Genomic DNA, 26,770 nt, shown 5'->3' with positions numbered 1-26,770 from the left:
GATCAAACCACCAAACGCCGTCCTTCACGAATACAGACAAAAGGATTCATCAGCTTTGAGCTGTTTTTCATGGCGACTTTTAAATCGAGTTCAGGCTGTTCCCGACTTTCATCGGTCAGTTGAAAGGTTCGGTAATGAATCGCCAGCGAACATTTTGAATATAAATCCTGATGCGCCTGAAACGCTTCCTGCGGATTCATATGCATATAGCTCATCAGCTCACGTGGCTCATAGGCACCTATCGGTAACAATGAAATACGCGGTGCCCCCAAACGGTTTTGAATTTCCTTAAAATGCGGTGAATAACCGGTATCGCCAGCAAAGAAACAATGATCTTTGCCCGCAAGCACTGAAAAACCGCCCCACAATGCCCGATTTTTATCGCGTAAGCCTCGGCCAGAAAAATGCTGCGCCGGAGTATAGATAATTTTTAAATCATGCAATAAAGACGATTGCCACCATTCCATTTCCAGCACATGAAAATTTTTCGGTAAATACCATGAGTTACCCAGTCCGGTATAAATCGGCATGGCAAATTTGTCATGTAGCCATTCCAGGCTGGCCAAATCCATATGGTCATAATGATTATGGCTGAGCAGCACCGCATGAATGGTCGGTAACTCTTCTAAGGCAATTCCCGCAGGAATGACCCGTTTCGGACCTTTGCCCTGCTTCGGACTGACATATTCACACCACACCGGATCGGTGAGCAGGTTATACGGCCCAATCTGCAACAGTACCGTGGCATGCCCGACAAACCACACTTGCCAGTCATCAATACTGGCATCTGGACGATCTTGCGGAATCGCCCGTTTAGTGGCATGGAATTCTGCATATTCTTTATCAATATCCACATTCCAGGTCGATGACTTACGGGTGAGCAGCCATTTGATCATGTCTGTACGGCCACGCCCTTCCGGACTGGGTAATGCATTGAAGAATCGTTCACCATCATGATGATTCGAATGCATAAATTGAAATGAAGGCTGACGCCAGGTATGTGACCAGCATTCTTTAGTCGGGAGTCGAAAGTGTAATTGTTCAGGCATTTGCTTCATGTACATTCAATTTCTTAGTGTGACTTAAACATTCAAAATCCGATATTTTGAATATTACGCCATATATATCACGTTTTTATTCCAAACGTCCTTTCATACGTTCCAACCACACCTTTTTAGTCTGCGGTTTAATAAACAATGCCACAATTTCAGGATGAATCTGTTTGATTTTCGCTTCAATTCTGTTGACGCAGGCTTCGATGTCATCAGAACTCAAGTTGTCTTCAAATTCAAGACTTAAAGATGCCAGAACTTGATGGGCGCCCATCTGTTCAGTCAATACGCCGTTAGCAGAAAGTACAGCCTGGTCTTCCTGCGCAATCAGCAAGATATTATTGCGCAATTGTGGATCTGCGGATTCCCCCAACAATAGACCTTTGGTTTCCCGTGCCAGTAAAATAGCAGATACAGCCAATACAACACCAATTAAGATTGAAGCTACACCATCTAACTCCGGGATATTTAAGGCATGCGCCAGATAAATCCCGATCAAGGCAATAAACAGACCACATAAGGCGGCGGTATCTTCAAACAGAACGGTAAAGGTTGTCGGATCTTTGCTACGGCGAAAAGCTTCAAAATAACCTTGCTGACCTTTAATTTTCCGAAATGCTTTTAAAGCCACAAACCAGGATATGCCTTCACATACAATTGCAATCGTTAAAACAATATAATTCAAGGTAGGATTCAAAATTTCTTCGGGGTGACGCACATGTTGAATCCCCTGATAGATGGACACCACCGCACCTAAAGCAAACACCATCAAGGCAACAATAAAGGCCCAGAAATACAGTTCACGTCCATAACCAAACGGATGCCTGACATTGGGGGGTTGTTGCGATTTTTTCATGCCATACAGCAATAAAATTTCATTCAGGGTATCGACGACCGAGTGAATGGCTTCACTCAGCATGGCCGAACTATTGGTAATATAGGCCGCGACAAACTTGACCAAAGCGATTGCCAGATTGCCCAATAAGGCAGCATAGACCACGACTTTATTCGAATCAGACATGCAACTTTGTCCTAAATTTATTGTTCTCAAATAGATTGATTTGATTTTTCTGTTTATCCAATTTCATATTAACCAAAATATGCTGATAAATTATTTACTTTTTGTTGTTGTATGCTTTAGAACTCCCGCTGGTTTTAGAAATTTGCCAATAACTTTAAAGTACATAACCGCCTGAAACGAAAATTGAAACCAATCCTTTTTCGATTTTACCTCTCAAATTAAAGCGCGAAAAAAGGAAGCATAAGCTTCCTTCTATACTTTGCTCGATAGATTTAAAGTTTAGAAAAGTACTGCTCACGCCATTCTTTGCAGAAATACAGCACAATGCCGAACATCACCACAGCAATGCCAATGAAAGCATTCGGGCTGATATGCTCATGATTTAAGGTGGCTCCCAGCACCAAAGCAATAATAGGTGTCATCACGTTACTCAGCGACACGGTAGAGGCGGCCAAACGGCGAATCAGCCAGAAATAACACAGCATCGCTACAATTGAAGAAAAAATCATGGTAAAGATAAAACCGATGAGAGTCTGCATACCCGGCATGTGGGTGGGCATGTGCTGCCAGATAAAGGGCAATAAGCACAACGAGGCGAGCGCTGAAATAATCAGTGAACCGGTGGCTTGGGACATTGGACTTAAGGGCGCATTAATCTGCTTGACCCAAAAAATCGAGCTGATATAGGACACCATACTGATCAACATCAGTACCACACCCCATGGATTGATCTTGCTGTCGGCAGAATCAGCAAAGACAAAACTTAAACCTGCAACGGCAATCGCCATCCCCAGCCATTGCAACCAAACCAGCTTATGGGTTTTTAAAATCACATGCCCAATCAAACCGGCAATCAGCGGTGAGAAACCAAAAATCAGCGCCATTAAGCCCGAAGTCAGATAATTGGCTGCCAGATAAATAAACAGCTGCGCGCCGATTAAGTTCAAGCTGCCTGCCAGATAACTTTTCATTGAAACTGTGTCAAACGGTAAAGGATCACGCAAAACTTTCAGTAAAAATAAGGCAATGACAGATGCGCCGAAGTAACGGATAAGCAACACCCACATCGGGTGAACCTCCTGCACACTCCAGACAATGGCCAGTGGCGTCGTTGCCCAAATTAAGACCAGCAAGGCGTAAATACTTGCCGTGACCGGCAATGAAGATTTCATATCATTCTCAAATCTGATTGTTCTAAATAGTAAACTTGAAACCTGTTATTCAGATCTAGAGATACTATCGTGACTGGCAGCATGGATGTTGTCCGATCGTTTGGGGGATATGGAAGCACCTTCAAACGATCAGAAGATTTTTGTTACCTTAGACCATAGATGGCTCATCTTTTAAAAGTAACACATACCTAAACCAACACATTTCTAAATCACCAAGCCAATTGTGGTCATGACAAAGAAGCACAACACATAAAAAAACAGACCTATGCACAACATAGATCTGTCCAAAAATATCTTAAGAAGACTTAGGCAATTTTGCGTAAGTCTTGTGCCAAATCTAAATGTTTTTCAGCTTCAAAAGCGGTGTTTTTGCTGATCATTTTTTTCAAATGACGCATTTCTTTGGCAGCATTGACGGTAATGCCTGCAACGATTTGACCATCGGTCACACCGTACATCACGAATGAATTGTCTGCGCCTTTGGCAATATCCATTTCACCGCGAACCAGCCATTGAGCTGCTGCCATATCACCGACAAACTGGAAATTAATGTCCAGTTGATCTGTCCAGAACCAGGCCGGGTTGGCTTTTGGATGTTCTACACCCATCACGTGACGCGCAAAAATACCGGCTTGAAGGTTGGCATTTTCCCAAGTTTCCACACGGCGGTGATGACCACAGTCACGGATTTGAGTGGCTACGTCACCCGCTGCATAAATGTCAGCATTTGAAGTCTGGCAGTTTTCGTTGACTTTAATCGCAACGTCAACCTCAAGACCCGCATCGACTGCAAGCTGGGCATTAGGCACGATACCAATGCCGTAAACCACCGCATCAGCACGAAGTTCTTCGCCATCCGCCAAAGTGACCACCACTTCTTCGCCATCCAGTCGGCAACCCGCAATCTGGGTTGAAAGACGGACATCGACACCTTTGGCACGGTGCTGTGCAAGCAAAAACTCACTGAGGATAGGCGGCGAACAACGGCCCATTACCATTGAACCCATTTCAATCACAGTCACATCGCAGTCTTTGAAACGTGCAGATGATGCAAGCTCAAGCCCAATCACCCCACCACCGATCAGGATGAGACGACGACCGGCTTGAAGTACAGGAACCAGTGCTTGCGAATCTTCAAGGTTACGCAAGGTATAAACATGTTTACCCAAAGCATCGAAGTTGGGTAAACGGCGCGCTGCACCACCGGTTGCAAGAAGCAACTTGTCATATGCAAGCACATCACCGTTTTGTAGTTCAATGCTGTGTGCTTCAGCATTGATTTTCACTGCGCCATTGCCAACAATATGATCCACATTCAAATCGGCCAGTTTTTGCGCTGACAGAATTTCAATTTTGGTGTCTTCCGGTTTCAAGATCACATCTTTAGACAGCGGCGGACGTTCATACGGCAAATGCGTTTCGTCACCGACCAAAATGATTTTGCCTTCATACTTATTGGCACGAAGTTCTAAAATGGCACTCGCACCAGCTTGACCAGCACCGACAATAACGATGGTTTCGATACCATTTTGGCTCATGGATAAATCCTTATTTCAATTCTGCAGATACGATGCCGAAGCCCGCAATCCACTCACTAATATCTTCGTAGCAGTGAGCCGTCATTTCGTACTCACCCACTTCATGCAATGCTGCAAACGCAGCCATCCAAGAACGGACTTCTTGACCGCCGCGGCCGCCTTCAACACGAATTTCATCTTCAGTCATTGCTTCAATTGCGGCAAAGTCTGCCTGCGCAAAAGTCTTCAGCAAGGCGCGATCCCATTCAGGATTTAACGGCACGGCAACAGAAGTATCACCTGCTGCTAAACGTTGTCCCACCGCAATGATCTTGGCTTGACGTGCTTGACGCGCCTCAGGGGTGGGATTACGACCCGCAATCAGGAATTCTTCCACTTCAGGCGGTACAGCACCCATTTGCGGTGTTGGTGGATCATGCGACAAACCACCGGTACCTAAAACAAGTACACGTTCATTTTCAAGATTTAATGACTTGATAAATTGACCTACAGCACGACCCAAAGCGACCGTTCGCTTGGTCGTTGGCATAGGCGCAGCAGCACCATTGATAAAGATTGGAATGGTTGGATAACGGTCTAAATGGCCGCCGCATAAAAAATGCAAGGGCTGTGTTACCCCATGGTCGGCCTGCATACGGTACGAATACGCAACATCCACGCCTTCATCCATCACACGGCGAACCAACTTCACTGCAATTTCTTCAGGCACATTAATTTTGTTGTTGTCTTTACCATAGTCCCAATCGCCGGCAGCGGTGGCGCGGATCCCCACGCAAAAGCTTGGCATTAAGTCATAGAAGAAACCATTAAAATGGTCTGGACCAAAGGTAATGATTAAAGTCGGATCATATGCTTCCACTTCAGCTGCAAGCTTGGCGAAAGTTTCACGAACTTTTTCTTCTTTATGCTTTTCTTGAGGAGAAGCAAATTCCATTAAAGGACTGTGCGATGCACAAATAAGTTTTACAGCCATGAGTAACTCCTAAACGCAAGGCAGCCAAAAGGCTGCCGAGTATAACCATTACGCTAAAGCAGATTACTCGTCAAAGAATCCGGCGCGCGGCTGACGTAAACCGCGAATGCCTAAGCCGCAGTCTGCGTTAATTAAAACACCGGTCAAGGTCCGGTTATTTTGACGAGAAGCTAACAGCACATAAGAGCCTGTCATATCTTCAGGCTCTGGCAAGAAGTTCAGCGGCATGCCGCGGGCAATCTTCTCAGGGTCGCGCGCATCCAATAAGCCCAGATTTTCCTGACCCAACGATGCGGCGCCTTTAATATTCACATTCATACCTGAAGGCGCAACCGCATTCACTCGTACTTTAGGCGCAAGTTCATACGCAAGCTCTTTCATAATACCCACACCGGCATGCTTAGATGCAGTATATACAGGGCCTCCGCCAGCAGAGTACAGTGCCGAATTAGACAAAGTAAATATGATAGAACCTTCAGAAGCGATCAATGCATCAAGTGCTGCCTTGGCACCAAGAATTAAAGACTTGGTGTTAATACCCATGATTTCATCAAAAGCTTTTTCCAGCTGTTCGCCAGAGGTATTGACGATATCTGCATAATGATCCCAGATACCGGCATTTCCCACGAAACAATCGAGCTTGCCAAAACGTTCAAGGGTGGCATTCACGGCACGGACGTTATCTGCATAGTTGGCCACATCACCTTCAATCGCAAGAACTTTACCACCGAAGTGTTCGTTCAATGCATCCACTTTAGCTTTCGAACGTTGCAGAACTGCAACTTGTGCACCTTCTTCCAAGAAACGTTCAACCAAAGCCCAGCCTAAACCTGAACCACCACCTGTAATAAGTGCAACTTCGCCTTGTAGCCAACCCATGATTACTCTCCTGCCATCTCTACGAACAATTGACCATCTTCAACAATCACAGGGAAAGTCTTGATTGGATCAGTTGCCGGTAGACATAAAGCTTCACCTGTTTTCAAGCAGAACCGTGCTGAATGCAGTGGGCATTCAACCGTACCATCATCTTCAAGATAACCTTCAGACATAGAAGCATTACCATGTGAACAACGGTCATTCATGGCAAAGAACTCTCCACCATTGTTGAATACTGCAAGCGCTTCAATACCGTTTACGCCACAATCTACTTTTAGCGCTTCGCCTTCGTCTAATTCGTCAACTTGACACACAAAAATCTTATTCATTAGAAGAATACACTCAGGTTATGTGAGTTATAGGTCACTTGATCTAACGTAATTTTACGGTTGAAGATCTGGAAGCCCAGATCAGTTTCAACTTTACGGATCTTGTCGTGACGCTTACCGCAGTAAAGCGTTACGTCTTTCTCTTTTTGTGTACGGTATAACAAATACGTTACGTACACATCGTATTCGCCTTCAACTTCAGTCGGCTCTACAATCACGTTGCTCACCATGTGAGTGGTGCGTGATGGAGGCTCTTCAGCCCAAGCCATACCGGTTTCAAGACGCGCAACACGACGTTCAAGCAAATCTTTGGTGTCGTTAAATACCCAAGTCGTCGGTGGTTCAATTGAACGGCGGCGGTCTCGGGTTTGTGCATTTGGCGTAGTGCGCAGCGTATAAGAAATGTCTTCTGCCAACATGTCCAGCCAATCGCGGAATTTCCAGTCGTCTAGCGCTTTGCCTTCACGATAGAGAAACTGACTAATTTGATGATGAAGTTCTAAACTGATCTGACTCATTTCATTAGCTCCTTCTCGTATTCTTCAGCGGCTTTCTCTACCTCTTCCCATGTTTCATGGATCAACAGGTCTGCCCAACGGCGGTATAAGCCACGTGCTGCAGTTTCAGAGAAAATGTAATTGGTGATCCCCGGGATTCCATCTTCACGTTTTTTCTCGTTGCCCAAGCCCATTTCCATAATCAGCGGATTATTACGCGCTTTATAACCACGCAATACTTTTTGAATCTCAATCCAGTTCTCAGAGTCATCTTGCTCCAGGAAACCGGCAGGACCGAAAGCACGGGTTGCAGAGCGTTCAAAGGCTTCTTTCACTTCTTGCGATGCTTCAGCATCGGCAATACAGAATGCCCATACTTCAGTTTTGTTGGGACCACGTGGGTGCCATACGCGAAGTGTAGCCGTACCGTTTAACCAGGACATGGTTGGGAACATATTGTTATGACCGGCAAGACGTAAAGCGCGTGTTTCGCCTAAACGCTCTTTCACTTCGTCATATGTTTCACGGAAGTAGTTGGCAACTTCACCGTCTACCCACACATTCGCATCTGGTTTTTCTGTAAAGAAGAAACCTGAACCATGACCACGCGAACCATACTGGATTGCGTCTTTAGCTGTTTCCCATACTGGACGGGCGGTTTGCGCTGCACCTAGTTTTTTCGATGATTCGTCATCCGGTTTTGCACCCAACACCTGGATTGCAGATGCGTGAGAGAACAAGGCATGATATTGGTCCGATGCAAACTGTTCAGCTGCAAATTTCCAGTTGCACTCGATTTCCCACTTGTGCACACCACCGATGATTTCAGTACCACCTGGACGACGGTCTAAAACGCCATCAAGATACCAAGCGATATCACCCATGTACTCGATTAAATCTGGAGTAGTTTCATCCCAACACGCAAAGATTAAGCCTTTGTAAGACTCAACACGGTTGACTTCAACCAGTCCCCATTTTTCTTTGCATGCGCCTTGCGGGAATGCACGTTCTTCTAATGGAATGTCTTTGAGTGAGCCATCAATACCGTAAGACCAGCCGTGGTATGGGCAAGTAAATGCACGCGTATTACCACAGTCTGCGAAGCTCACACGCATCGAGCGGTGACGGCATTGATTTAAAAATGCTTTGATTGAGCCGTCTTTTTGACGGGCCACAATAATCGGGTCTTCACCCATATAGGTATTGAAGAAATCGCCCGCTTTAGGAATTTGGCTTTCATGACAAAGGAATAACCAAGTACGACCAAAAACGCGTTCAAGCTCTAATTCATATAAATCTGGATCGGTGTAGATATATGGCGAGATACGACCATTTTGTGCATCGACCAAAGCGTCGATTTCGCGCACATTAATTTTTCCACTCATGAGAAGCTCTCCTGTGACGGACTCTGTCACAAAGTAAATAGACTCAACTTTTAGTGGATAATGGTTTTATAGCGGCTGTTAGTGAAATATTTTTTTTGTTTCAATTAAGATATTTTATGGATTATTAGCAGCATTATTTTCCATATTAAAATCCCCATAAATAATCCCCGACCATTTATTTTCTAAATGAAAGAATCATCTTCACCGCTTAGTTGTTTATAGATTATACTCTACCGAAATTATAGTAAGACATTTTTTGGATTACACATTGGATTTAGTTATATGGAATTACGACACCTTCGATATTTTATCACCGTGGCAGAAGAACTAAACTTTAGTAAAGCTGCGTTAAAGCTATATACGGCCCAACCCTCTTTAAGTCAGCAAATTAAGGACCTAGAAGAAGATGTAGGCGTACAACTGCTGTATCGTACCAAACGAAAAGTTGAACTCACGGAAGAAGGTGCGGTATTTCTTGAGCAGGCACGTTTAACACTGGCTCAAGCAGAAAAAGCCATTGCCATGGCACGTCAAGTCTCGCAAGCCAAACAGCAAATGCTGCGGATTGGCTTTGTTCCCGTTGCGGAAATGAAGATTTTCCCTTATGTGCTACCGAATTTACGTGTACAAAATCCTGATTTAAAAATCGAATTGCTCAGTTTAAACAACACTGAGCAAATGAAACTATTGAAAAAAGGTGAGCTGGATGTCACTTTTACTCGCCACAACTCCAATAGTGATGAAATTGAAAGCTTATTTGTGCTACGCGAGCCATTAATCTTTATTTTGCCGGAAAACCACCCTTTGGCGAAGTATGAGCGCATTCCAGTGAAAGCTTTAAATGGAATAGATTTTATTATTCCTGCTGCTGAACAGTCTCTGACCCTACACAATGCCATTCTGGATTTTGCCAAAGCCAATGCTATTGAATTCAATATTGTGCAAAAAGCTGACAATATCTTGTTTAATATCAACTCGATTGGCATGGGTTTAGGCTGTACGATTTTACCGGGCTATGTCGCACCCTTGACCATGAATAATACCGTTATTCGCCCTTTAGACATTGAGCTCCCTTCCCTCGACTTGTATGTCAGTTACCACAAAAACAGTAGCTCTGTGGCTGTGCAGAAATTTATTGAATTACTGACCCGTGTGTTTTATCTGAATATCAATCGCGATTGATCAATTTTTTCCACTTTAGCTTCCAAATTGAACCCACTATTATTTTTTTGCTAAATAGTGGTGTCTTTTTTTGCACTATTTTGATTATTTTTCTATCACACTAGACTGAAGTCTTATAAAAATTCACTGTTTTAAAGCCGGTCTTTATGGGAAATAACGTATAAATTATCTTTCACTGAGTGATAAAAATATTTCATAATCAAAAAATTACAACTTAAGTCTAATAAGCGCAGTACAAGCTTTTTAAAATATTTTAAAAAATAACCCCCTATAGGGAAGATTATGCAAATCCACCCGCTGCATCGCATAAAAACAGGTGTTCGATCCCACCCTTATTTCTTTTTTACTTTTACTGCCATCGCTGTTTTCTATTATTTTTTACATTGGCTGACTCAATGGGGCTGGTCTACCTGTCTTTTAATTAGCTGGAATATCTCTATTTATAGCTATTTACTCTTAACCTTAAAAAAATTATGGGGGACAGAACATGAAAATATTTTACAGCGCGCACAGCAACAAGATACCAGTAAATGGTTAATTTTACTGCTGGTGATCCTGACTTTAATCATGTGCTTCATTGCCATCGTGATTGAAATTAATCATTTACCCCCCGATGCCTACATTCGAATAGGACACTTGATCTTATCGGTGCTCACCCTTGTTTCTGCCTGGTTTTTTATGCATACCATTTTTGCCATTCATTATACCCATGACTTTTATCTGGCATTGGAAAAATATAAAGATGGTGGACTGGATTTCCCCAAGACCTCACGTCCCACTTATCCAGATTTTATATATTTTAGCTATGTGATTGGAACCTCGGCGCAAACCGCAGATGTATCCATTACGTCACGCTCCATGCGGGTATTAAATACCTTGCACCTGCTGTTGGCATATGGATTTAACACCACGATTCTGGCCATCAGTATTAATGTTGCGGCTAACTTTATTACTACTTAATGACGAGTAGCTAATTAAAGGCATAAAAAAAGGATGACTCTCGTCATCCTTTTTTTTATTTCATTTAAACTGCGTGATTAAACACCACGTGCTGTTAAATAGTTTTTAATTACCGTGTTGAATTCGTCAGATTTTTCAACTTGAGACCAGTGACCACATTGGCTGAAGATGTGTGCATCAGCATGCGGAACAATGTTCAAGATATCCCATGAACGAGACACTGGAATCACCACATCTTGTACGCCATGAATCAAAAGTACAGGCACTTTGATTTCTTTCATTTTTTCGAAATCAAGTGGAAATTCAAAACGGTCACGGTCACGTGCGCCAACAACGTCCATGAGACGGTCAGAAGCGTAATCATTTTTCGCAGAATCGAAACGTACTTTAACCAGTTCATCAGTAATCAAGTCTTTGTTCACGACAAACATAGACAGGGTTTTCTTGATCCCTTCTTCGGTAAGTACCGGATTTGCATGTGCTTTAAGTGCAGCAGTCTGTTTCGCACCGCCCGTACCCATAGACACGATACCCAAAACACGTTCAGGATAATCCAGCGCCATCTGGAAAGCTAACCAGCCACCCAAAGAGTTGCCTACAACCCAAGTTTTTTCGATACCCAAAGCATCTAAAGTACGTACTGCATGATCAACCCAAGCGCGAATACCGTAAGCAGTACCTGGTGCAACCACACTTTGGCCATAACCAATGGTGTCAATTGCGATACAACGTGCTTGCTCACCAATTTGTGGCAAGTTTAACCACCAGTTTGCAGCAGCAGATACGCCTGTACCTGAACCGTGTAAAAATAGAATAGGTGTCCCTTCACCAATTTCGTGGTAATGCGTCAACTCGCCTTCAGCGGTTTCAATCCATTTGTCTTCTAAGCCAAAGAATGGATCTGTTTGATAGTCAGGGATTTGAACAGTGCTCATATTGATTCCTCTTACAGTCTTTAGCTTGCGTGTCCCTCTATTACAAGAATTCGACGTCAAGTTGACTCATTAAAATGACTTTTTACAGCTTTATATTAACCGTTCAGCCTGAGCAAACTGATACAAATTTACGATCAAACCCTATAAAAAAACGATTATTTATGTCTTTGTTTTTATTTAATTAAAATAAAACCATAGGCCTAATTTACTTAAGGTATTTCGAGCCAAAATATTCTGAGCGTAAAAAAAAGAGCAGCTGATCAACAGTCGCTCTTTTTTCATTCAATGATTTGATTTAGAACTTATAAGTATAGGTTGTGGCTACACGATACTCTTTAAGGTCAGATTTATAATCGAAGTCAGCATCAATATACATCATCTGTAAACCTAGACCTTTCAACTGACCTTCAGGCACTGTGTAGTTCACGATTAAATTAAGCTCATCCGAATCCTGATTTTTCTTGCCATTTACTTCAGCATCAAAGCCCATCATGTAGAACGCAGTGGCATTCAAACCTTTGACACCCAATTCAGAAAAGTCATAACCATAGCTTAAGCCGACAGATTTTTCATCAATCGCAGTGAAGGTCGCAACACCCCAGTTCACTAAATACGGTTGTGGCACCCAGCCGCCCAATGTCGGGAAAGCACTGTCACCAAACATTTGCTGATAACCCAAACCAACTGTGTGCGCGCCGTAATTGACTTTTGCACCTGCAGATAATGCCTGATTATCAATTGCCCCATACAGCTTGTTGCCTGAATCGGAGTTATCGAAGTAACGGATATGAGTATCTAATTTTGCTTTTTCACCGAATGTGGTTTTGTAATTGACACCTACATAATGCTGCTGATAGATATCTGTTACATCTGCATACCAGTAGCTGGCACCCATCTGTTTATTGAATTGATGATCTACACCGGCAATCCACATTCCATCAGAAGCTTCACCATTATCGTAATACTTTTTACCTTTAGCAGGTGCAAACAAGGTTAAGTCACGGAACTGGTTGTCATAGCGGTTATTGATCTTATCAATATAAGCCAAAGTCAGTTTGGTATCTTTAATCTCTTTAGACTCTAACCATGCACCGCTATAAGTCGTCAGCAACTGACGCGATGGATCGAAGACCAATACTGGAGATACCGGCAGTAATTCACCTACTTTCAATTCAGTTTGAGAAACTTTGGCTTTTAAGGTCGCACCCACTTTACCAAAATTATCTTTTTGCCCTTTGCCCGGTCCTTGATGCGGTATAACCCAGTCAGGATTATTGTCACGACCATTCAAACGGAACGCATGCTGAATAAGAAGATCTGCACCGACTTGAATGCCAGCGCCGATGTCCTGATAACCGGATTTTGCATCCAGGGTAATGCCTTGTGACCAGCTACCCCAGTTATTTTGTGGTACATCAGCATACTGACGATCTAAATAGAAATTTTTGAATTTTAATTGGACTTGGCTATCGTCGATAAATTCTGCATTCGTTGCAGTTGTACCTAGTGTTGCAGCAGCAACACAGATTGCTATCCATAGTGTTTGACGACGCATGGCTTATTCCTGTAATCAAATTAAGCTATGCCACCATCATGCTCAACCCTGCCGCTAAAAAAAATCAGACCAGAGTATTAAGCAGCAATTTATATAACTTTATTTTTCTTTTTTTTAACATTTAATTCCAAATTTTAATATGTTTTAACAATAAGTAGTTTTTGCTTACTGCTACCACTATCAATTTAAACTATTGTTAATTAAATTAATTTTAAAAAATAATGAATTAATATTGATTTATTAAGTGTTTTTTTAGTTAAGCAGTCTCATAAGATTTTAAATCTATAAGTGGTATTTATAATAAATATCCGATCATTGAACTGAGTTAAAAAATCCATTTATAAATAGATAAAAAGTATGACTTAATATCTAAAATGTACTAATTACCACCAATATTCTATCTATTTAAACCCTATATATTTGATTTTTATTAAAATAATGCTTTGTCTAATAGAAGTTATCCTTAAAGCATTTACACTACGCTCATAGTTGTAAATCATAATCAAGGATGAATGAAATGAGACTCAACAAAATAGCGCTAATTACATCGCTATTAATTTCTACGCAGCTCTTCGCGCAAAAACCGAATGTGGTCATTATTCTGGCAGATGATTTGGGATATTCTGATCTAGGTTCATTTGGCAGTGAAATCAAGACTCCCAATATTGACAGTCTGGCTCATCAAGGCACCCGCTTTACCAATTACCACACCCCTAGTACTTGTTCTCCCACACGTTCCGAGTTGATGTCAGGTACAGATCACCATCAAGCTGGCTTGGGTGCCATGGCGGAGACTATGCGGGCAGACGCAGGAAAATTTGATTTAACTCCTCGTCCACAATTCTTAGGTAAACCTGGTTATGAAGGTTATTTAAATACTCGCTCAATGACCTTGCCTCAAGTATTAAAAGATAATGGGTATAAAACCCTTATGGCAGGTAAATGGCATCTTGGTTATACCCCCGAGACCAATCCAGCAAGTAGAGGTTTTGATTTTTCTTATGCATTATTAAATGGTGCAGACTCACATTTCAAAACACTGCCTGATGGTATCGAACGCAAAACCATTTACACTGAAAATGGTCAGAAGGTCGAATTACCAGATAATTTTTATTCAACAGATTTCTTCACTCAAAAAGTTATTGAATATATTGGTGATAATAACAAGCCAAGCCAACCTTTCTTTGCCTATGTTGCTCTGACCGCTCCCCATTGGCCGCTTCAGGTACCGACAAATTATTTGAATATTTATAAGGGCCACTATGATCAGGGTTACGATGCAATAAAACAGAAGCGTTTAGAAAAAATGCTCAAACTCAAGCTGATTAATTCTACAAAAACAGCCAATGTGGTGAGTAAACAACTTGCTCCAATGAATTTAGATATCTGGAACAATCTAACGGCTGAACAGAAAAAAATCGAAGCACGCAAAATGGAAATTTATGCGGCACAGATTAAAAATATGGATGACAATGTCGGAAAACTGATTAAACATCTGAAAAAGATTAAGCAATACGACAATACACTGTTTATTTTTATGTCAGATAATGGCGCAGAAGGGTTCTATCGCGCACTTCCAGGTTATGACAATAGTTATAATAATTTAGGTAAAACTAAATCTTATGAACTTATTGGCCCGCGTTGGACTGAAGTGAGCAGTGCGCCATTTTCACTTTGGAAAGGCACTGCAGCTGAAGGCGGCGTCAGTGCACCCGCTATTGTTAAACTTCCAAACAGCACCACGTCTAAAATTAGTAACAGCTTTGTGAATGTCAAAGATGTTTTCCCCACTGTTCTTGAAATCACCCAGTCTTCATTAAAACCGGATTATCAGGATCCTAGCAAGTTCAACCAGCTTTCCGGTAAATCGTGGATCAGTTATCTTAAGGGTAAAACCAGTTCCGTATATGGCGAAAATTTTATCTATGCAGATGAATTGCATGGCGATGCCTATGTGCGCAACAAAAAATGGAAACTCACACGCACCATTACCAAAAACCTGAGTGGTCCGGACTGGAAATTATATGATCTAGAAAATGATCGTACAGAAACCACTGACCTAAGTAAAAAATACCCTGAAATGGTAAAACAGCTCCAGCAAGAATATGTGAAATACACTCAACGTGTAGGTGTACAGGATTTCGCGGAGTAATACCCCATGTCAAATTTGATGAAAGGGAGTTGTCTGCTATTGCTGGTGCTTGGCCTCGCAGGATGCAACCCTTCGAAATCTGAGCAATCTACAGAAATTGTCACTTTGGGCAGTGTCAGTCAATGTCAGCAATATTCAGGTTTGCCTGCGCTTTGGGGAAAATCCAAAACCTCAGGTATGGTTGAAATTCCCGCAGGTGAAATTCTTTTTGGCTCAAATACGGGTTATGAAGATGAACGCCCTTTCTATCAAAACAAACTCAAAGTAAACGCTTTCTGGGCGGATCAAACAGAAGTTACTGTGGCCCAGTTTAAAAGTTTTGTAGATGCAACGGGCTATATTAGCGATGCTGAAAAACAAGGTGGCGCAGCTGTTTTCATCCAGCCTGAAACAGATAAGGTTGCCATGATGTCCTGGTGGAAATTTTTGAAAAATGTTTCATGGAAAAACATTGATGAGAAATTTCCTGCTCTGAATGAGCCAGTTCGTTATGTAACTTATAATGATGCATTGGCATATGCAACATGGCTGGGTCGTGATTTGCCTACCGAATTGGAAAATGAATACCTTGCCAAAGGGTTTAGTGATCAGGAAGATATTGGCCCAAAATCGCATGGGAAAATTACTGCCAATTACTGGCAGGGTGAATTCCCCTATGCCAACTCTAATCAAGATGGATTTAAAGGTATAGCACCTGTCGGCTGTTTTGAAGCCAATCCTTTTGGCCTACACGACATGATTGGCAATGTTTGGGAATGGACAAATTCTGCATACAAAGGTCCTCATTCCGACATGCATATGGGCAATCCACAAATGACCCGTCACCATTCAGAACAGGTCATGACTATGACCATAAAAGGCGGTTCTTATTTATGTGCAGATAATTATTGTGCACGTTACAGGGCCGCTGCCCGACACCCGCAAGAATTTGATCTTGCCACTTCTCATGTTGGATTCAGAACCGTACTACGAAAATAAACTTTAAATTTACAAGGATTGATTATAAATCCAGGTATGGTCGAGATGATAACGAGAATCGTGTCTATATTGTGTATAGCTTTAAATTTTAAAAGTCATTTTTAAAAGTCATGATAAAAAAACAGCTGAATAATTCAGCTGTTTTGAAGGATAGATCCCAAGAATAAAATCCAGTAAAGATCAATCTGGCACTCAACCCAATAAAGTAATTAGAAAAACAATTCAGGATTATTGATAAAATTATGTCGGGGTATGCAACCTTCATTTAAGGATATTAAATTATTTTGCGTCATCTCATTCAAAATCAAAAAAGCACCCAGATTCGGGTGCTTTTTTTTTAACCTAATACTTTAATTAAGCGTGAAGCTCTTTTGCTTTAGACATGGTCAAAGCCAGGTCTTCAATCATGTCTTCCTGACCGCCCACCGTACCACGGCGACCCAATTCCATCAGGATTTCACGCGCAGACACACCATATTTCGCTTCAGCACGTTTAGCAAACAACAGGAACGATGAGTACACCCCTGCATAACCTAAGGTTGCTGCATCACGGTCGGCACGAATCGGTTGCTGCATCATGGGAACAATCAGTTCTTCTGCAATATCCTGAACTTTAAACAAGTCCACACCGGTTTCCATTTGCATACGGTTGGCCACCGCAACAAACAATTCAAGTGGCGTATTACCTGCGCCTGCGCCTAAACCTGCAGACGCTAAATCGACACGTGTTGCACCGGCCTGAACTGCTGAAACAGAGTTTGCAACGCCCATACCCAAGTTATGGTGACCGTGGAAACCGATTTCGATTTCTGAAGCCAAGTTGGCACGTAAAATACCCACGCGGTCAGTCACGTCATTCGGCAACATATAGCCGGCAGAATCGGTCACATAAATACAGTTTGCACCGTAAGACACCATCTTTTTCGCTTCTTCAAGAAGATGCTCAGGTGATGCCATGTGTGCCATCATCAAGAAGCCCACAGTGTCCATGCCAAGTTTGCGCGCAGCCGTAATGTGCTGTTCAGAAACGTCAGCTTCTGTAGAGTGGGTTGCAACACGAATCGTTGCCACACCTACATCATGCGCCATTTTCAAATGGTCAACCGTACCAATACCCGGAATTAAAAGCGCAGATACTTTGGCCTGTTTAAGCTTTGGAATTACCGCAGTTAAATATTCTTCATCCGTCGCAGCTGCAAAACCGTAGTTCACCGAGTTGCCGCCTAAGCCGTCACCATGGGTTACTTCGATTAAAGGCACACCCGCATCATCAAGTGCAGTGGCAATTGCAACCATTTGCTCTGGTGTAGTTTGATGGCGCATCGGGTGCATACCATCACGTAACGTCATATCATTAATAATAATTTTTGACATGGTCTGCTCCTTAAGCTTCAGCTGACGCTGCTTGGTTAGCGATGAGACGTTCTGCAAACATTTCTGCAGTACGTGCAGCAGCTGCAGTCATAATATCGAGGTTACCGGCATATTTAGGCAAGTAGTCGCCCAAACCTTCAACTTCCATAAACACGGATACACGGTTGCCATCAAATACCGGACCATTTACAAGTTTGTAACCGGGTACGTATTTTTGAACTTCCTTGATCATGGCATGCACAGATGCTGTAATTGCAGCCTGATCCGGCGTACCTTCAACCAGACAGTGCACCGTGTCACGCATCATCAGTGGTGGCTCAGCAGGGTTGATAATGATAATGGCTTTACCTTGTTTCGCACCGCCCACCTGCTCAATGGCACCGGCAGTAGTACGTGTAAATTCATCAATATTTTTACGTGTACCCGGACCTACAGATTTAGTAGATACCGTTGCGATGATTTCACCGTAGTTCACAGCTTGAACACGTGAAATCGCAGCCACCATAGGAATGGTTGCCTGACCGCCACATGTCACCATGTTGACGTTTGGCAATTCGCCTTGCTCAAGCAAAGCTTCTAGGTTGACCGGTGGTACGCAGAATGGACCAATCGCTGCAGGCGTCAAGTCAATCATTTGTACGCCAAGCTCGTTCAACTTGCGGCTGTTTTCAGCATGAACATAAGCAGACGTTGCATCAAACGCAATTTTAATATCATCAGCAAGAACGTGCGGAAGTAAACCGTCCACGCCTTCAGCAGTGGTTTTTAAACCCATTTTCGCAGCACGTGCCAAACCTTCCGATGTCGGGTCAATCCCCACCATCCACACTGGCTCTAACCATTCGCTACGTTGAAGTTTGTAAAGCAAGTCAGTCCCAATGTTCCCAGGACCGATCAATGCACATTTAATCTTTTTCATGAATCTGTACTCTCAAAAATTCCGTGTTTAGCTCAATGCTTATTCAGCTGCAAACGCTGCTGTCACTGAACCAAAGCCTTCAATTTCAACTTTAAATTCATCACCTGGCTGTGCAACAACCATCGGGCCTAATGCACCGGTCAAAATGATGTCACCCGCCAACAGTGGACGGCCACGACGAACCATTTCATCCGCCAGCCAAACCGCAGCATTGAGTGGATTTGCAAGGCAGGCTTTACCTACACCTTGAGACACCACTTCATCACCACGGGTCATGGTCATTTTGCAGTTCACCAAATCCAGGTTTTCAAGTTTCACAGGACGTGAACCTAAAACAAAGGCAGCTGAAGATGCGTTATCGGCAACGGTATCAATCAAGGAAATTTTCCAGTTTTCGATACGGCTATCTACCACTTCTACCGCTGGCAAGGCATATTCAGTCGCACTAATAATATCTGCGTAGGTATGATGTTCTTTGGTAAGGTCTTTATTGATAATTAATGCGATTTCTGCTTCAACTTTAGGCTGAATCAATAGGCCTGCCGGGATGGCTTCGCCATCGCCATAAGACATGTCTGCAAACAGCATACCGAAGTCAGGCTGATCTACACCAAGTTGGGCTTGGACTACTTTTGAAGTCAAACCGATTTTGCGGCCGACTAAACGACGTCCTTCGCTTAAGGCACGTTGGGTATTTAATTCTTGAACTGCGTAGGCAATATCTACATCCGCACTTTCACCACCCAATTGTGGGCGAATCGGTGCAATCGCAGTTTTAGATAATTCAGCGCTACGTAATGCTTGGGCAACTGATTCAACAACAGCAGAATTCGACATCAATGTTTCCTTAAACTGCAAAAAATTGGACGTATACCGTTATCGATGGAAATGGAATGAACAATCAGAAAAAATATATGCAAATGATCAAACCCATCAGCAAATGGGTGCTGCCCCATCTTGGCAAACGTGTATATGTATAAACAGTTTTAGAATCTGAAAAATACGGTTTTTATGCCAATACTTATTTTATTTTTTACAATAGCTATTACCTATAAATGCCATTCTATTTTTTGAGTGAAACAAGGCAGTTAGCGTAGATATTTCATGATATCCGAGTAAGCAGCTCTGCAATGCAGGCCATTCATTTTAACAATCAATCAACACTACGACTAAAAGATGAGACTATCGCTGCATTTTAAATAAAAACGGCATATTCACTGTCTAATCAACATGATATTTTTAAATAATTAAAAATAACCACTTAAGATATTAGCAATGAGAATCAAAACACTGTTATTGACTGCCTTACTCACAACTTTATGTCATACAGCCTTTGCACAAGATTATCAAAACCAACTTAAAAACAAATATTTAATTTTAAGTGGCGCAAGTTGTGCGGGATTAAAATTTAATGCTCAAGCGACCGCTGTTGCTTGGCAAGATGAAATGCAATGTAGCCGCGGCTACTTCAATACCGACGCTTGGCGTATAACCTGGATTACACCCGAGATTTTTATGATGACTGAAGTCATTCGTCCAAATGAAATTTCACCGCCGCGTAATGATATTTATAAAATTATGAGTATTCAAAATAAAACTGTCACTATGGTCAATTACTGGACTGGTTGGGGTAACCATAAACCTGATGTGCAAAAATTCAGAATCCAATAAGTCAATTTAGAATTTAATACGTATAAAAAAGGGCGATTTTAAATCACCCTTTTGAGCCTCCGATAAATCTTAAACGGCTTGTTTTAAATTTACCTGATTTAAGAGTAGCTGATGCAAACTTGCGACATCCTCGGCAATGGCAAGCGGATTAAACTGTGCCAGCGTCTCAGGCGTATGCACTCCATAACTCACCCCGATACGCGGCATGGCAATATTTTGTGCCATTTCCAGATCATAAGATGTATCACCGACCATAATCGCATTTTCAGCAGCCACACCCGTAATCTGTAAAATTTCTGCGAGCATCAGTGGATCAGGTTTAGATCTGGTTTCACTTGCCGCACGGGTCACAACAAAAAGCTCCTGACTCTGGGTTTGAGTTAATACCCGATCCAAACCTTTACGGCTTTTCCCGGTTGCCACTGCAAGTTTGATGCCTTCAGCTTTTAACATGTGCAACATCTCAGCCACACCGTCAAACCAGGCATCAGCTTGCGAATTTTCGACATAGTGATCTGCATAGCATTGCAAAATATCAGTGTGCAATTCAGGCACATCTGGAAACAAGACTTGCGCGACTTCAGGCAATCCCAAACCGATAATGCTTTTTGCAGCTTCTTCGGTTAAAGGTTGTTGATACGCTTTGGCAGCGAATTGTAGACTTTGTACAATTTGTCCCACTGAATCAAATAAAGTGCCATCCCAATCAAAGATCACAAGTTCTAAAGTTTTTTTCATGAATTAATCCAATATTTGATTCAATGCAAAACATAGCATTTCCGCTTAAATCTCCCTGTCCACTTTTCTACAAAACAAATAAGACAAAAGAAGATGAAAAATTTCTTTAAGGAAAATTCAAGACAAATATCTGCTACGCAATGACGACATAGATGCCGCCTGATGCATATCATTTTCACAGCCAAAGTTTTTTTAATCGCTTTTGAGTAACGGGACCATTTATCCAACACTCCCGTTACTTGAGATAAGACTATTTATAATCTTCGTCACGATCCGTTAGAGCCGGTTCTTTATCTTTCTTCTGCGCACGCAGCTGGGCCACCAGACTTTGCATATCTTCCGGCAATGGTGCTTCAATGGTTTCATAACCCGGAATTTCCAGGCGCAGTGCATGCAAACATAAACGACGGGCTTTCGGACCTTTATATGCAGTTTCATGACCATATTTATCATCACCGATTAAAGGATGACCAATACTTAAACCATGCACACGAATTTGATGGGTACGGCCTGAAAGCGGTGATGCATAGACAAGCGTTGCATGCATAAATCGCTCAGCCACATTCCACTGCGTTTTAGACTCTTTACCTTCTTTAGATACGCATACACGACGCTCGCCATTGGCAAGCTCATAACGGTGTAAAGGTGCATCAATCAGTTGACGATCGAGCACAACATTGCCTTTCACAATCGCAGCATAGGTTTTTTTAATCTTGTGTTCACGCAGTAAATCTTGCAAGGTTTTTAAAGTGCTGCGTTTTTTACTGATCATCACCAGGCCGGAAGTATCACGGTCAATACGGTGAATCAGTTCCAGATATTTCTTACCGCTTGCTGCGCGCAGGCCTTCAATCAGACCATAGGCCACGCCGCTGCCGCCATGTACGGCAATGCCAGAAGGTTTATTGACCACCATCAGACCTTCATCTTCATAAATCACACGGCTGAGCAGGCTTTGAGCCACTTTATCCGACACCGGTACCGGCGTTTCATCTTTAGGCTCATAACGAATTGGCGCAACACGAACTTGATCACCAATTGCCAGTTTGGTTTCCGCTTTAATACGCTTTTTATTAACCCGAACTTGTCCTTCACGCATCAAACGATAAATACGACTTTTCGGCACACCTTTAAGTCTGGAAAATAGAAAATTATCGATGCGTTGGCCTGATTGATGCTCGTCAACTTCAAACCAAGTGACACTTTGCCATTCTTGCGTAGAATTCATACAGTTACTATGACCCAAAAAAATACTAAAATTGATTAAAAACTGATCACTTAGGCTATGCTTTACACAAGAAACATAAGCTTAACCCATAGGCAGATGATGCAAGGTTTGATATAGTCAGCGCACGGATACCACCGTTAGTGTGAAAAAATTTAATTCCTTCAATATTTTTGAAGCTAAAAATTAAATTTCACAATTCACATTAAACACGGAAAGGTCCCTAAAGAATATGCCGACGCCGAAGGCTTATTATATCGGCAAAAAAGCAAACTGTTGCGTTTAATTGTATTTCGGTACATAAATCAGTCTGCTCTAAAAAATATGTCGCCAACTTAAAGTTGGTTTTTAAACGTAAACTGATACACATCAGATTAATCGCAACCTGAAGTCGCATTCAGGCTACAACGTTGATGCATTGGATCTGCACATAAAGCAAAGATACGATGATAATTCCGTATCAAGACGCTCTCTATCTTAATGAAGGGATGATCTTCAAGCTACGTGACAGTGAAAGTTACTCACATCTAATGCACCGTTTGTCCGCCAGTGAAGCGCTCAGGTGACTTTAATCGTTTAAAGATTGAAGCCGTATTGCCATCATCAATACGTGAATCAAAAACCGCAGCCCAAAAAAAGGCCGGTAAAAAAGCTCAGACCACAAGCGTTTATTTGAGATCTGGGTGTTGATCCGTAATGTGTGATGTTCGCTGCGTGAATAGCGATGTTTTGCTGTGTATCACTATCAGGTGTTACACCCATGAAACGTATGTTGATTAATGCAACACATGCCGAAGAGATTCGCGTTGCACTTGTCACTGGTCAGCGTCTTTACGATTTTGATTTAGAAAATCGTACCCGTGAGCAGAAAAAATCCAATATCTATAAAGGTCACGTGACTCGCGTTGAACCTTCTTTAGAAGCCGTATTTGTTGAGTATGGTGCAGGTCGTCAAGGCTTCCTGTCTATGCGTGAAATCGCAAACACATACTACAAGGCAGACCCTCGCCAGACTTCAAACATCCGCGAATTGATCACTGAAGGCACAGAACTTCTGGTTCAGGTGGAAAAAGAAGAACGTGGCAACAAGGGTGCTGCTCTTTCTACCTTTATTTCGCTTGCCGGTCGTTATTTGGTGCTTATGCCAAACAACCCTAAAGGTGGCGGTATCAGTCGTCAAATTTCCGGTGCAGTTCGTGACGAATTGAAAGAAATGTTGTCGTCACTGAATATTCCGCGTGGCATGAGCGTGATTGTTCGTACTGCCGGTATTGGTCGTTCACAAGAAGAATTGCAACTTGACTTGCAACACTTGATGGATCTTTGGGCACAAATCCAAACCACAGCAAGTTCTGGTCCGTCACCAATGCTGGTGCACCAGGAAGCGGGCGTGGTTACTCGTGCTATTCGTGACTATTTACGTGACGATGTTGCAGAAATTTTAATTGACTCTGAACAAGCCTATACCGAAGCCTATAACTTCGTGAAAGCAGTCATGCCACGTCAGTTAGAAAAACTTAAAACCTACACTTTAAATGAGCCGTTATTTGCTCATTTTGGCATTGAAAGCCAAATTCAAACCGCCTATGAACGCGAAGTAAAACTTCCTTCTGGTGGCTCAATCGTGATCGACCAAACTGAAGCATTAGTGTCAATCGACATTAACTCGGCGAAATCGACACGTGGTCATGATGTTGAAGACACAGCTTTAAATACCAATCTTGAAGCTGCTGAAGAAATTGCCCGTCAACTGCGTTTACGTGATATTGGTGGTTTGGTGGTGATCGATTTCATCGACATGACCAAAGACCGCAACCAGCGCATGGTTGAAGCAAAACTTCGTGAAGCAACGCAAAGTGACCGTGCCCGTATCCAGTTCGGTCAATTGTCACGTTTTGGTTTAATGGAAATGAGCCGTCAACGCTTGCGTCCATCGTTAGAAGAAGCAACCGGTTATGTATGCCCACGCTGTCATGGTACCGGCATGGTGCGTGACTTACGCTCTTTATCACTTTCAATCATGCGTAAAGTGGAAGAGATTGCGCTGCGTGAACGTCAAGGTGAAGTTCAGGTCGAAGTTCCGGTTGAAATCGCTGCCTTCATGTTGAATGAAAAGCGTCACACTTTGGTCTATCTAGAACAAACTTCAAATGTACGTGTAACGGTGTTACCACATCCGCACTTAGAAACACCACATTATGAAATCACTTATAACGCTGAAGGCTTTGCGCCAACCAGCTACGAACGTACTGAAGCAACACGTTCAAGTGAAAAAGAGCTGGGTTATGAATCTTCTGAATGGCATTTGGAAGGTGAACAACAGGCTGCTCAAGCTGCTGCACAAGCACCTGCGCAACAACAAGCCAAAAACCAAAACAACAAGCAGCAACGTCATCCACAACAAGTGGCTCAAGAAGTACAGCAACAACAGCCAGTTCAAGTTGCAGCTGTTGCTCAAGCTTCAGCAAGCCCATGTGCATGGTTAGAAAACCTGTTTGTACAAAAACAAGCCAAAACAGTTGATCAAGCCCGTACTGCAAACAATGCTGCTGCTGCTATTGAACAAATGGTGAATGGTGGTGCTGTGAGCCGTGGTCAATTCGGTCAGGTTGCTACATCTGCACCAGTTGTAAGCGAACCGGTGGCGACTGCAAACAACAATATTTATTTAACACCAAGTGCACCTGTAGCAGCAAAACAGGAACAGCATGAAGTTGCGGATAAGTATTCTGAGCGTGAAGAAAAAGCGCAACGTCACAATAAAAAGCGTACGACAAAACCGAAAGAGCAACGTGAACAAGTTCAGCACGACAATCAACAAAATCACGTGCATGAAGAAATTGTCCAAGTTCCTCGTCATGAGCAGCGCCAAGAGCAACGTCACGAACCGCGCCAAGAAGCACGTCAAGATCAACGTCAAGATCAACGTGACAATAAGCGCCCGACACGACGTCAACACGTTGAACAACAAGCATCTGAAACTCAACCAGAGCAAAATGCTGTTCCACGCCGTGACCGTAATAGCCCACAACGTCCAAACCGCCCAAATCGTCACCGCGATCAAAGCGTATTGAACGAACAGGCTCCTGCTCCTCAGCAAGCCATTGCTGCGCCTGTAGTTAACGAACAACAGCCTAAAGTCGAAGTGATTGATACACCTCGTCAGGATGTGATTCCAACTGCCTTGGTGGTAAATGTTGATCAGGCGAAAAGTGAAATTGTTGCGTTAAATACAGCAACTGCTGTTGTTGAAGCACCGATCGCTCAAGCTGCACCGGTTGCTGTTGCAGAAACCCAAGCGCCTGTAGTTGAGAAACCAGTCGTTGCGAAGGAAGAAAAACCTGCTGCAACCCCTGAAACTCGTGAGCCACAGCAGCCGCGTTCTGCTGACATACGTGCCAGTAACGATCCGCGCATGCGTCGTCGCAAAAAACGTGAACAGCAGGTAAAACAGGCTCAAGCTCCAAAACTGAACCCGTCTCAGGTTCCAACGTTGGGTCAATATACAGTGGGCAGCCTCATTCGCCATGTCTATGGTGAAGATTGTTCAGTGCTGATTGAGCAATTTGGCTTAATCCCCACCTTCAACCGTGCATTGGTAAAATTCACTGAGCAATATGCGGCGACTCTCGTGCATCAGGCAACTGAAGCCGAAGCGCCAGCACAGCCGGTTACCCGCGATGTTGCGGTAACCAAAGCAGCACATGAAGCTGAACCGGCACCAGTGCTGGCTTTAACACCGCCTGCTGCTGTTTCTGACAACCGTGTTGCCAATGATCCGCGTGAACGTCGTCGTTTGGCAAAACTTGCTGCTGAACAGGCTTTAGTACAAGCCAAGCAAGCACATAATGAACCTGAAGCTGCAAAAGAAGTGGTTGAAACAACAGCGACTGAAGTTGCTCCGGTGACAGAACCAGAAGCTGTGATCGAAGAAGCTCCAGCCGTAACTGAAACGCCTGAAGTCGTAGCAGCTCCAGAAGTGGTTGCTGAGCCGATCAAGCAGGCAGTTCAAGCAACCCGTGTGGAAAAGGCAGTAAAGCAGCCAAAACCGGTCAAATCTGAATTACCGGTAGAAGTCGCTCAAGACGTCCAAGCACTGGCTGAGCCAAAAGCTGATCCAGACAACCCGGATGCGGATGATGATGATGCTGACAAACCTATCCGCCCCCGTCGTCCTCGCGGTCGCCCTCCAAAGAAAATAACGCCTGCAAATGAGTCATAATTAGCTTTAAAGC

General features: G+C 43.0%; 22 protein-coding genes. 6 read left to right on the top strand and 16 right to left on the bottom strand.

Annotated elements, in window-relative coordinates; genetic code table 11:
• Window positions 1–2: 2 nt before the first annotated feature.
• The 9 genes from AY606_RS06380 to hcaE form a co-directional block, all read right to left on the bottom strand.
• Window positions 3–1,058 carry an MBL fold metallo-hydrolase gene (locus AY606_RS06380; RefSeq protein WP_067866272.1) on the bottom strand — a complete coding sequence of 352 codons (1,056 nt, stop codon included), beginning with the start codon at window positions 1,056–1,058 and terminating at the stop codon, window positions 3–5.
• 76 nt (window positions 1,059–1,134) lie between these two features.
• Window positions 1,135–2,073: a cation diffusion facilitator family transporter gene (locus AY606_RS06375; RefSeq protein WP_067866270.1), complete on the bottom strand. Its 939-nt coding sequence runs from the start codon at window positions 2,071–2,073 to the stop codon at window positions 1,135–1,137.
• Between the two features lie 272 nt (window positions 2,074–2,345).
• Window positions 2,346–3,245 (bottom strand): DMT family transporter, encoded by a 900-nt coding sequence (locus AY606_RS06370; protein WP_067866268.1) that lies wholly within the window; start codon window positions 3,243–3,245, stop codon window positions 2,346–2,348.
• A gap of 305 nt (window positions 3,246–3,550) precedes the next feature.
• Window positions 3,551–4,783 (bottom strand): 3-phenylpropionate/cinnamic acid dioxygenase ferredoxin--NAD(+) reductase subunit, encoded by a 1,233-nt coding sequence (gene hcaD / locus AY606_RS06365; RefSeq protein ID WP_067866266.1) that lies wholly within the window; start codon window positions 4,781–4,783, stop codon window positions 3,551–3,553.
• A 10-nt stretch (window positions 4,784–4,793) separates the two neighbouring features.
• Window positions 4,794–5,756, bottom strand: a complete 963-nt coding sequence (locus AY606_RS06360) for a 3-carboxyethylcatechol 2,3-dioxygenase (protein WP_067866264.1) — start codon at window positions 5,754–5,756, stop codon at window positions 4,794–4,796.
• Window positions 5,757–5,819: 63 nt separating this feature from the next.
• Window positions 5,820–6,635, bottom strand: coding sequence for a 3-phenylpropionate-dihydrodiol/cinnamic acid-dihydrodiol dehydrogenase (gene hcaB / locus AY606_RS06355; protein WP_067866262.1), 816 nt, complete (start codon window positions 6,633–6,635; stop codon window positions 5,820–5,822).
• Window positions 6,636–6,637: 2 nt separating this feature from the next.
• Window positions 6,638–6,964 (bottom strand): 3-phenylpropionate/cinnamic acid dioxygenase ferredoxin subunit, encoded by a 327-nt coding sequence (hcaC, locus tag AY606_RS06350; protein ID WP_067722172.1) that lies wholly within the window; start codon window positions 6,962–6,964, stop codon window positions 6,638–6,640.
• Complete coding sequence (gene hcaF / locus AY606_RS06345) at window positions 6,964–7,482, bottom strand: 3-phenylpropionate/cinnamic acid dioxygenase subunit beta (protein ID WP_067866260.1); 519 nt, start codon at window positions 7,480–7,482, stop codon at window positions 6,964–6,966. Before hcaF ends, hcaC begins: the two co-directional genes overlap by 1 nt.
• On the bottom strand, window positions 7,479–8,846 hold the full coding sequence (hcaE, locus tag AY606_RS06340) for a 3-phenylpropionate/cinnamic acid dioxygenase subunit alpha (RefSeq protein ID WP_067866259.1): 1,368 nt from the start codon (window positions 8,844–8,846) through the stop codon (window positions 7,479–7,481). Before hcaE ends, hcaF begins: the two co-directional genes overlap by 4 nt.
• A 282-nt stretch (window positions 8,847–9,128) precedes the next feature.
• Here hcaE and hcaR point away from each other — a divergent pair, with 282 nt between their 5' ends.
• Together hcaR and AY606_RS06330 are read left to right on the top strand one after the other, a co-directional pair.
• A complete protein-coding gene (gene hcaR / locus AY606_RS06335; protein ID WP_067866257.1) occupies window positions 9,129–10,028 on the top strand; it encodes a DNA-binding transcriptional regulator HcaR in 900 nt (299 codons plus the stop codon).
• Window positions 10,029–10,310: 282 nt separating this feature from the next.
• On the top strand, window positions 10,311–10,988 hold the full coding sequence (locus tag AY606_RS06330) for a DUF1345 domain-containing protein (protein ID WP_067866255.1): 678 nt from the start codon (window positions 10,311–10,313) through the stop codon (window positions 10,986–10,988).
• Window positions 10,989–11,065: 77 nt separating this feature from the next.
• On the opposite strand, the gene AY606_RS06325 is transcribed toward AY606_RS06330, so the two are convergent.
• Together AY606_RS06325 and AY606_RS06320 are read right to left on the bottom strand one after the other, a co-directional pair.
• Window positions 11,066–11,923 (bottom strand): alpha/beta fold hydrolase, encoded by an 858-nt coding sequence (locus tag AY606_RS06325; protein WP_067866253.1) that lies wholly within the window; start codon window positions 11,921–11,923, stop codon window positions 11,066–11,068.
• Between the two features lie 295 nt (window positions 11,924–12,218).
• The gene (locus AY606_RS06320; RefSeq protein WP_067866251.1) at window positions 12,219–13,478 is read right to left on the bottom strand and encodes an OprD family outer membrane porin; all 1,260 of its coding nucleotides are present in this window, start codon (window positions 13,476–13,478) and stop codon (window positions 12,219–12,221) included.
• Window positions 13,479–13,995: 517 nt separating this feature from the next.
• On the opposite strand from AY606_RS06320, the gene AY606_RS06315 reads away from it, so the two are divergent.
• Together AY606_RS06315 and AY606_RS06310 are read left to right on the top strand one after the other, a co-directional pair.
• Window positions 13,996–15,630: an arylsulfatase gene (locus AY606_RS06315; RefSeq protein WP_067866249.1), complete on the top strand. Its 1,635-nt coding sequence runs from the start codon at window positions 13,996–13,998 to the stop codon at window positions 15,628–15,630.
• 18 nt (window positions 15,631–15,648) lie between these two features.
• On the top strand, window positions 15,649–16,608 hold the full coding sequence (locus AY606_RS06310; RefSeq protein WP_067866627.1) for a formylglycine-generating enzyme family protein: 960 nt from the start codon (window positions 15,649–15,651) through the stop codon (window positions 16,606–16,608).
• 354 nt (window positions 16,609–16,962) lie between these two features.
• Here the strand turns inward: AY606_RS06310 and dmpG are convergent, their stop codons facing one another.
• The 3 genes from dmpG to mhpD are packed head-to-tail and all read right to left on the bottom strand — an operon-like array spanning window position 16,963 to window position 19,738.
• Window positions 16,963–17,982, bottom strand: coding sequence for a 4-hydroxy-2-oxovalerate aldolase (gene dmpG / locus AY606_RS06305; protein ID WP_067866247.1), 1,020 nt, complete (start codon window positions 17,980–17,982; stop codon window positions 16,963–16,965).
• 10 nt (window positions 17,983–17,992) lie between these two features.
• Complete coding sequence (locus AY606_RS06300) at window positions 17,993–18,901, bottom strand: acetaldehyde dehydrogenase (acetylating) (RefSeq protein WP_067866246.1); 909 nt, start codon at window positions 18,899–18,901, stop codon at window positions 17,993–17,995.
• Between the two features lie 39 nt (window positions 18,902–18,940).
• Window positions 18,941–19,738 (bottom strand): 2-keto-4-pentenoate hydratase, encoded by a 798-nt coding sequence (gene mhpD, locus AY606_RS06295; protein WP_067866244.1) that lies wholly within the window; start codon window positions 19,736–19,738, stop codon window positions 18,941–18,943.
• A gap of 438 nt (window positions 19,739–20,176) precedes the next feature.
• Between mhpD and AY606_RS06290 the strand changes: the two genes are divergently transcribed.
• A complete protein-coding gene (locus tag AY606_RS06290) occupies window positions 20,177–20,572 on the top strand; it encodes a hypothetical protein (RefSeq protein WP_067866242.1) in 396 nt (131 codons plus the stop codon).
• A 69-nt stretch (window positions 20,573–20,641) separates the two neighbouring features.
• Here the strand turns inward: AY606_RS06290 and AY606_RS06285 are convergent, their stop codons facing one another.
• The gene (locus tag AY606_RS06285; protein ID WP_067866240.1) at window positions 20,642–21,310 is read right to left on the bottom strand and encodes an HAD-IA family hydrolase; all 669 of its coding nucleotides are present in this window, start codon (window positions 21,308–21,310) and stop codon (window positions 20,642–20,644) included.
• A 250-nt stretch (window positions 21,311–21,560) separates the two neighbouring features.
• Window positions 21,561–22,538 (bottom strand): RluA family pseudouridine synthase, encoded by a 978-nt coding sequence (locus AY606_RS06280; protein WP_067866238.1) that lies wholly within the window; start codon window positions 22,536–22,538, stop codon window positions 21,561–21,563.
• Between the two features lie 757 nt (window positions 22,539–23,295).
• Here AY606_RS06280 and AY606_RS06275 point away from each other — a divergent pair.
• Window positions 23,296–26,757, top strand: coding sequence for an Rne/Rng family ribonuclease (locus AY606_RS06275; protein ID WP_067866237.1), 3,462 nt, complete (start codon window positions 23,296–23,298; stop codon window positions 26,755–26,757).
• The last annotated feature ends 13 nt before the right edge of the window (window positions 26,758–26,770 follow it).

The organism is Acinetobacter sp. SFB (genome assembly GCF_001647545.1).
GTDB lineage: Bacteria > Pseudomonadota > Gammaproteobacteria > Pseudomonadales > Moraxellaceae > Acinetobacter.
The sequence above is the reverse complement of the archived record's forward strand: the minus strand, read 5'-3'. Positions and strand labels throughout refer to the sequence as shown.

Coding starts and splice junctions, on each gene's coding strand:
- AY606_RS06325 (WP_067866253.1), bottom strand. CDS start 11,923: ATGAGCACTGTTCAAATCCCTGACTATCAAACAGATCCATTCTTTGGC.
- AY606_RS06310 (WP_067866627.1), top strand. CDS start 15,649: ATGAAAGGGAGTTGTCTGCTATTGCTGGTGCTTGGCCTCGCAGGATGC.
- hcaD (WP_067866266.1), bottom strand. CDS start 4,783: ATGAGCCAAAATGGTATCGAAACCATCGTTATTGTCGGTGCTGGTCAA.
- hcaF (WP_067866260.1), bottom strand. CDS start 7,482: ATGAGTCAGATCAGTTTAGAACTTCATCATCAAATTAGTCAGTTTCTC.
- AY606_RS06360 (WP_067866264.1), bottom strand. CDS start 5,756: ATGGCTGTAAAACTTATTTGTGCATCGCACAGTCCTTTAATGGAATTT.
- AY606_RS06290 (WP_067866242.1), top strand. CDS start 20,177: ATGAGAATCAAAACACTGTTATTGACTGCCTTACTCACAACTTTATGT.
- hcaR (WP_067866257.1), top strand. CDS start 9,129: ATGGAATTACGACACCTTCGATATTTTATCACCGTGGCAGAAGAACTA.
- hcaB (WP_067866262.1), bottom strand. CDS start 6,635: ATGGGTTGGCTACAAGGCGAAGTTGCACTTATTACAGGTGGTGGTTCA.
- AY606_RS06380 (WP_067866272.1), bottom strand. CDS start 1,058: ATGAAGCAAATGCCTGAACAATTACACTTTCGACTCCCGACTAAAGAA.
- hcaC (WP_067722172.1), bottom strand. CDS start 6,964: ATGAATAAGATTTTTGTGTGTCAAGTTGACGAATTAGACGAAGGCGAA.
- mhpD (WP_067866244.1), bottom strand. CDS start 19,738: ATGTCGAATTCTGCTGTTGTTGAATCAGTTGCCCAAGCATTACGTAGC.
- AY606_RS06285 (WP_067866240.1), bottom strand. CDS start 21,310: ATGAAAAAAACTTTAGAACTTGTGATCTTTGATTGGGATGGCACTTTA.
- AY606_RS06375 (WP_067866270.1), bottom strand. CDS start 2,073: ATGTCTGATTCGAATAAAGTCGTGGTCTATGCTGCCTTATTGGGCAAT.
- dmpG (WP_067866247.1), bottom strand. CDS start 17,982: ATGTCAAAAATTATTATTAATGATATGACGTTACGTGATGGTATGCAC.
- AY606_RS06315 (WP_067866249.1), top strand. CDS start 13,996: ATGAGACTCAACAAAATAGCGCTAATTACATCGCTATTAATTTCTACG.
- AY606_RS06370 (WP_067866268.1), bottom strand. CDS start 3,245: ATGAAATCTTCATTGCCGGTCACGGCAAGTATTTACGCCTTGCTGGTC.
- AY606_RS06300 (WP_067866246.1), bottom strand. CDS start 18,901: ATGAAAAAGATTAAATGTGCATTGATCGGTCCTGGGAACATTGGGACT.
- AY606_RS06275 (WP_067866237.1), top strand. CDS start 23,296: ATGAAACGTATGTTGATTAATGCAACACATGCCGAAGAGATTCGCGTT.
- hcaE (WP_067866259.1), bottom strand. CDS start 8,846: ATGAGTGGAAAAATTAATGTGCGCGAAATCGACGCTTTGGTCGATGCA.
- AY606_RS06280 (WP_067866238.1), bottom strand. CDS start 22,538: ATGAATTCTACGCAAGAATGGCAAAGTGTCACTTGGTTTGAAGTTGAC.
- AY606_RS06330 (WP_067866255.1), top strand. CDS start 10,311: ATGCAAATCCACCCGCTGCATCGCATAAAAACAGGTGTTCGATCCCAC.
- AY606_RS06320 (WP_067866251.1), bottom strand. CDS start 13,478: ATGCGTCGTCAAACACTATGGATAGCAATCTGTGTTGCTGCTGCAACA.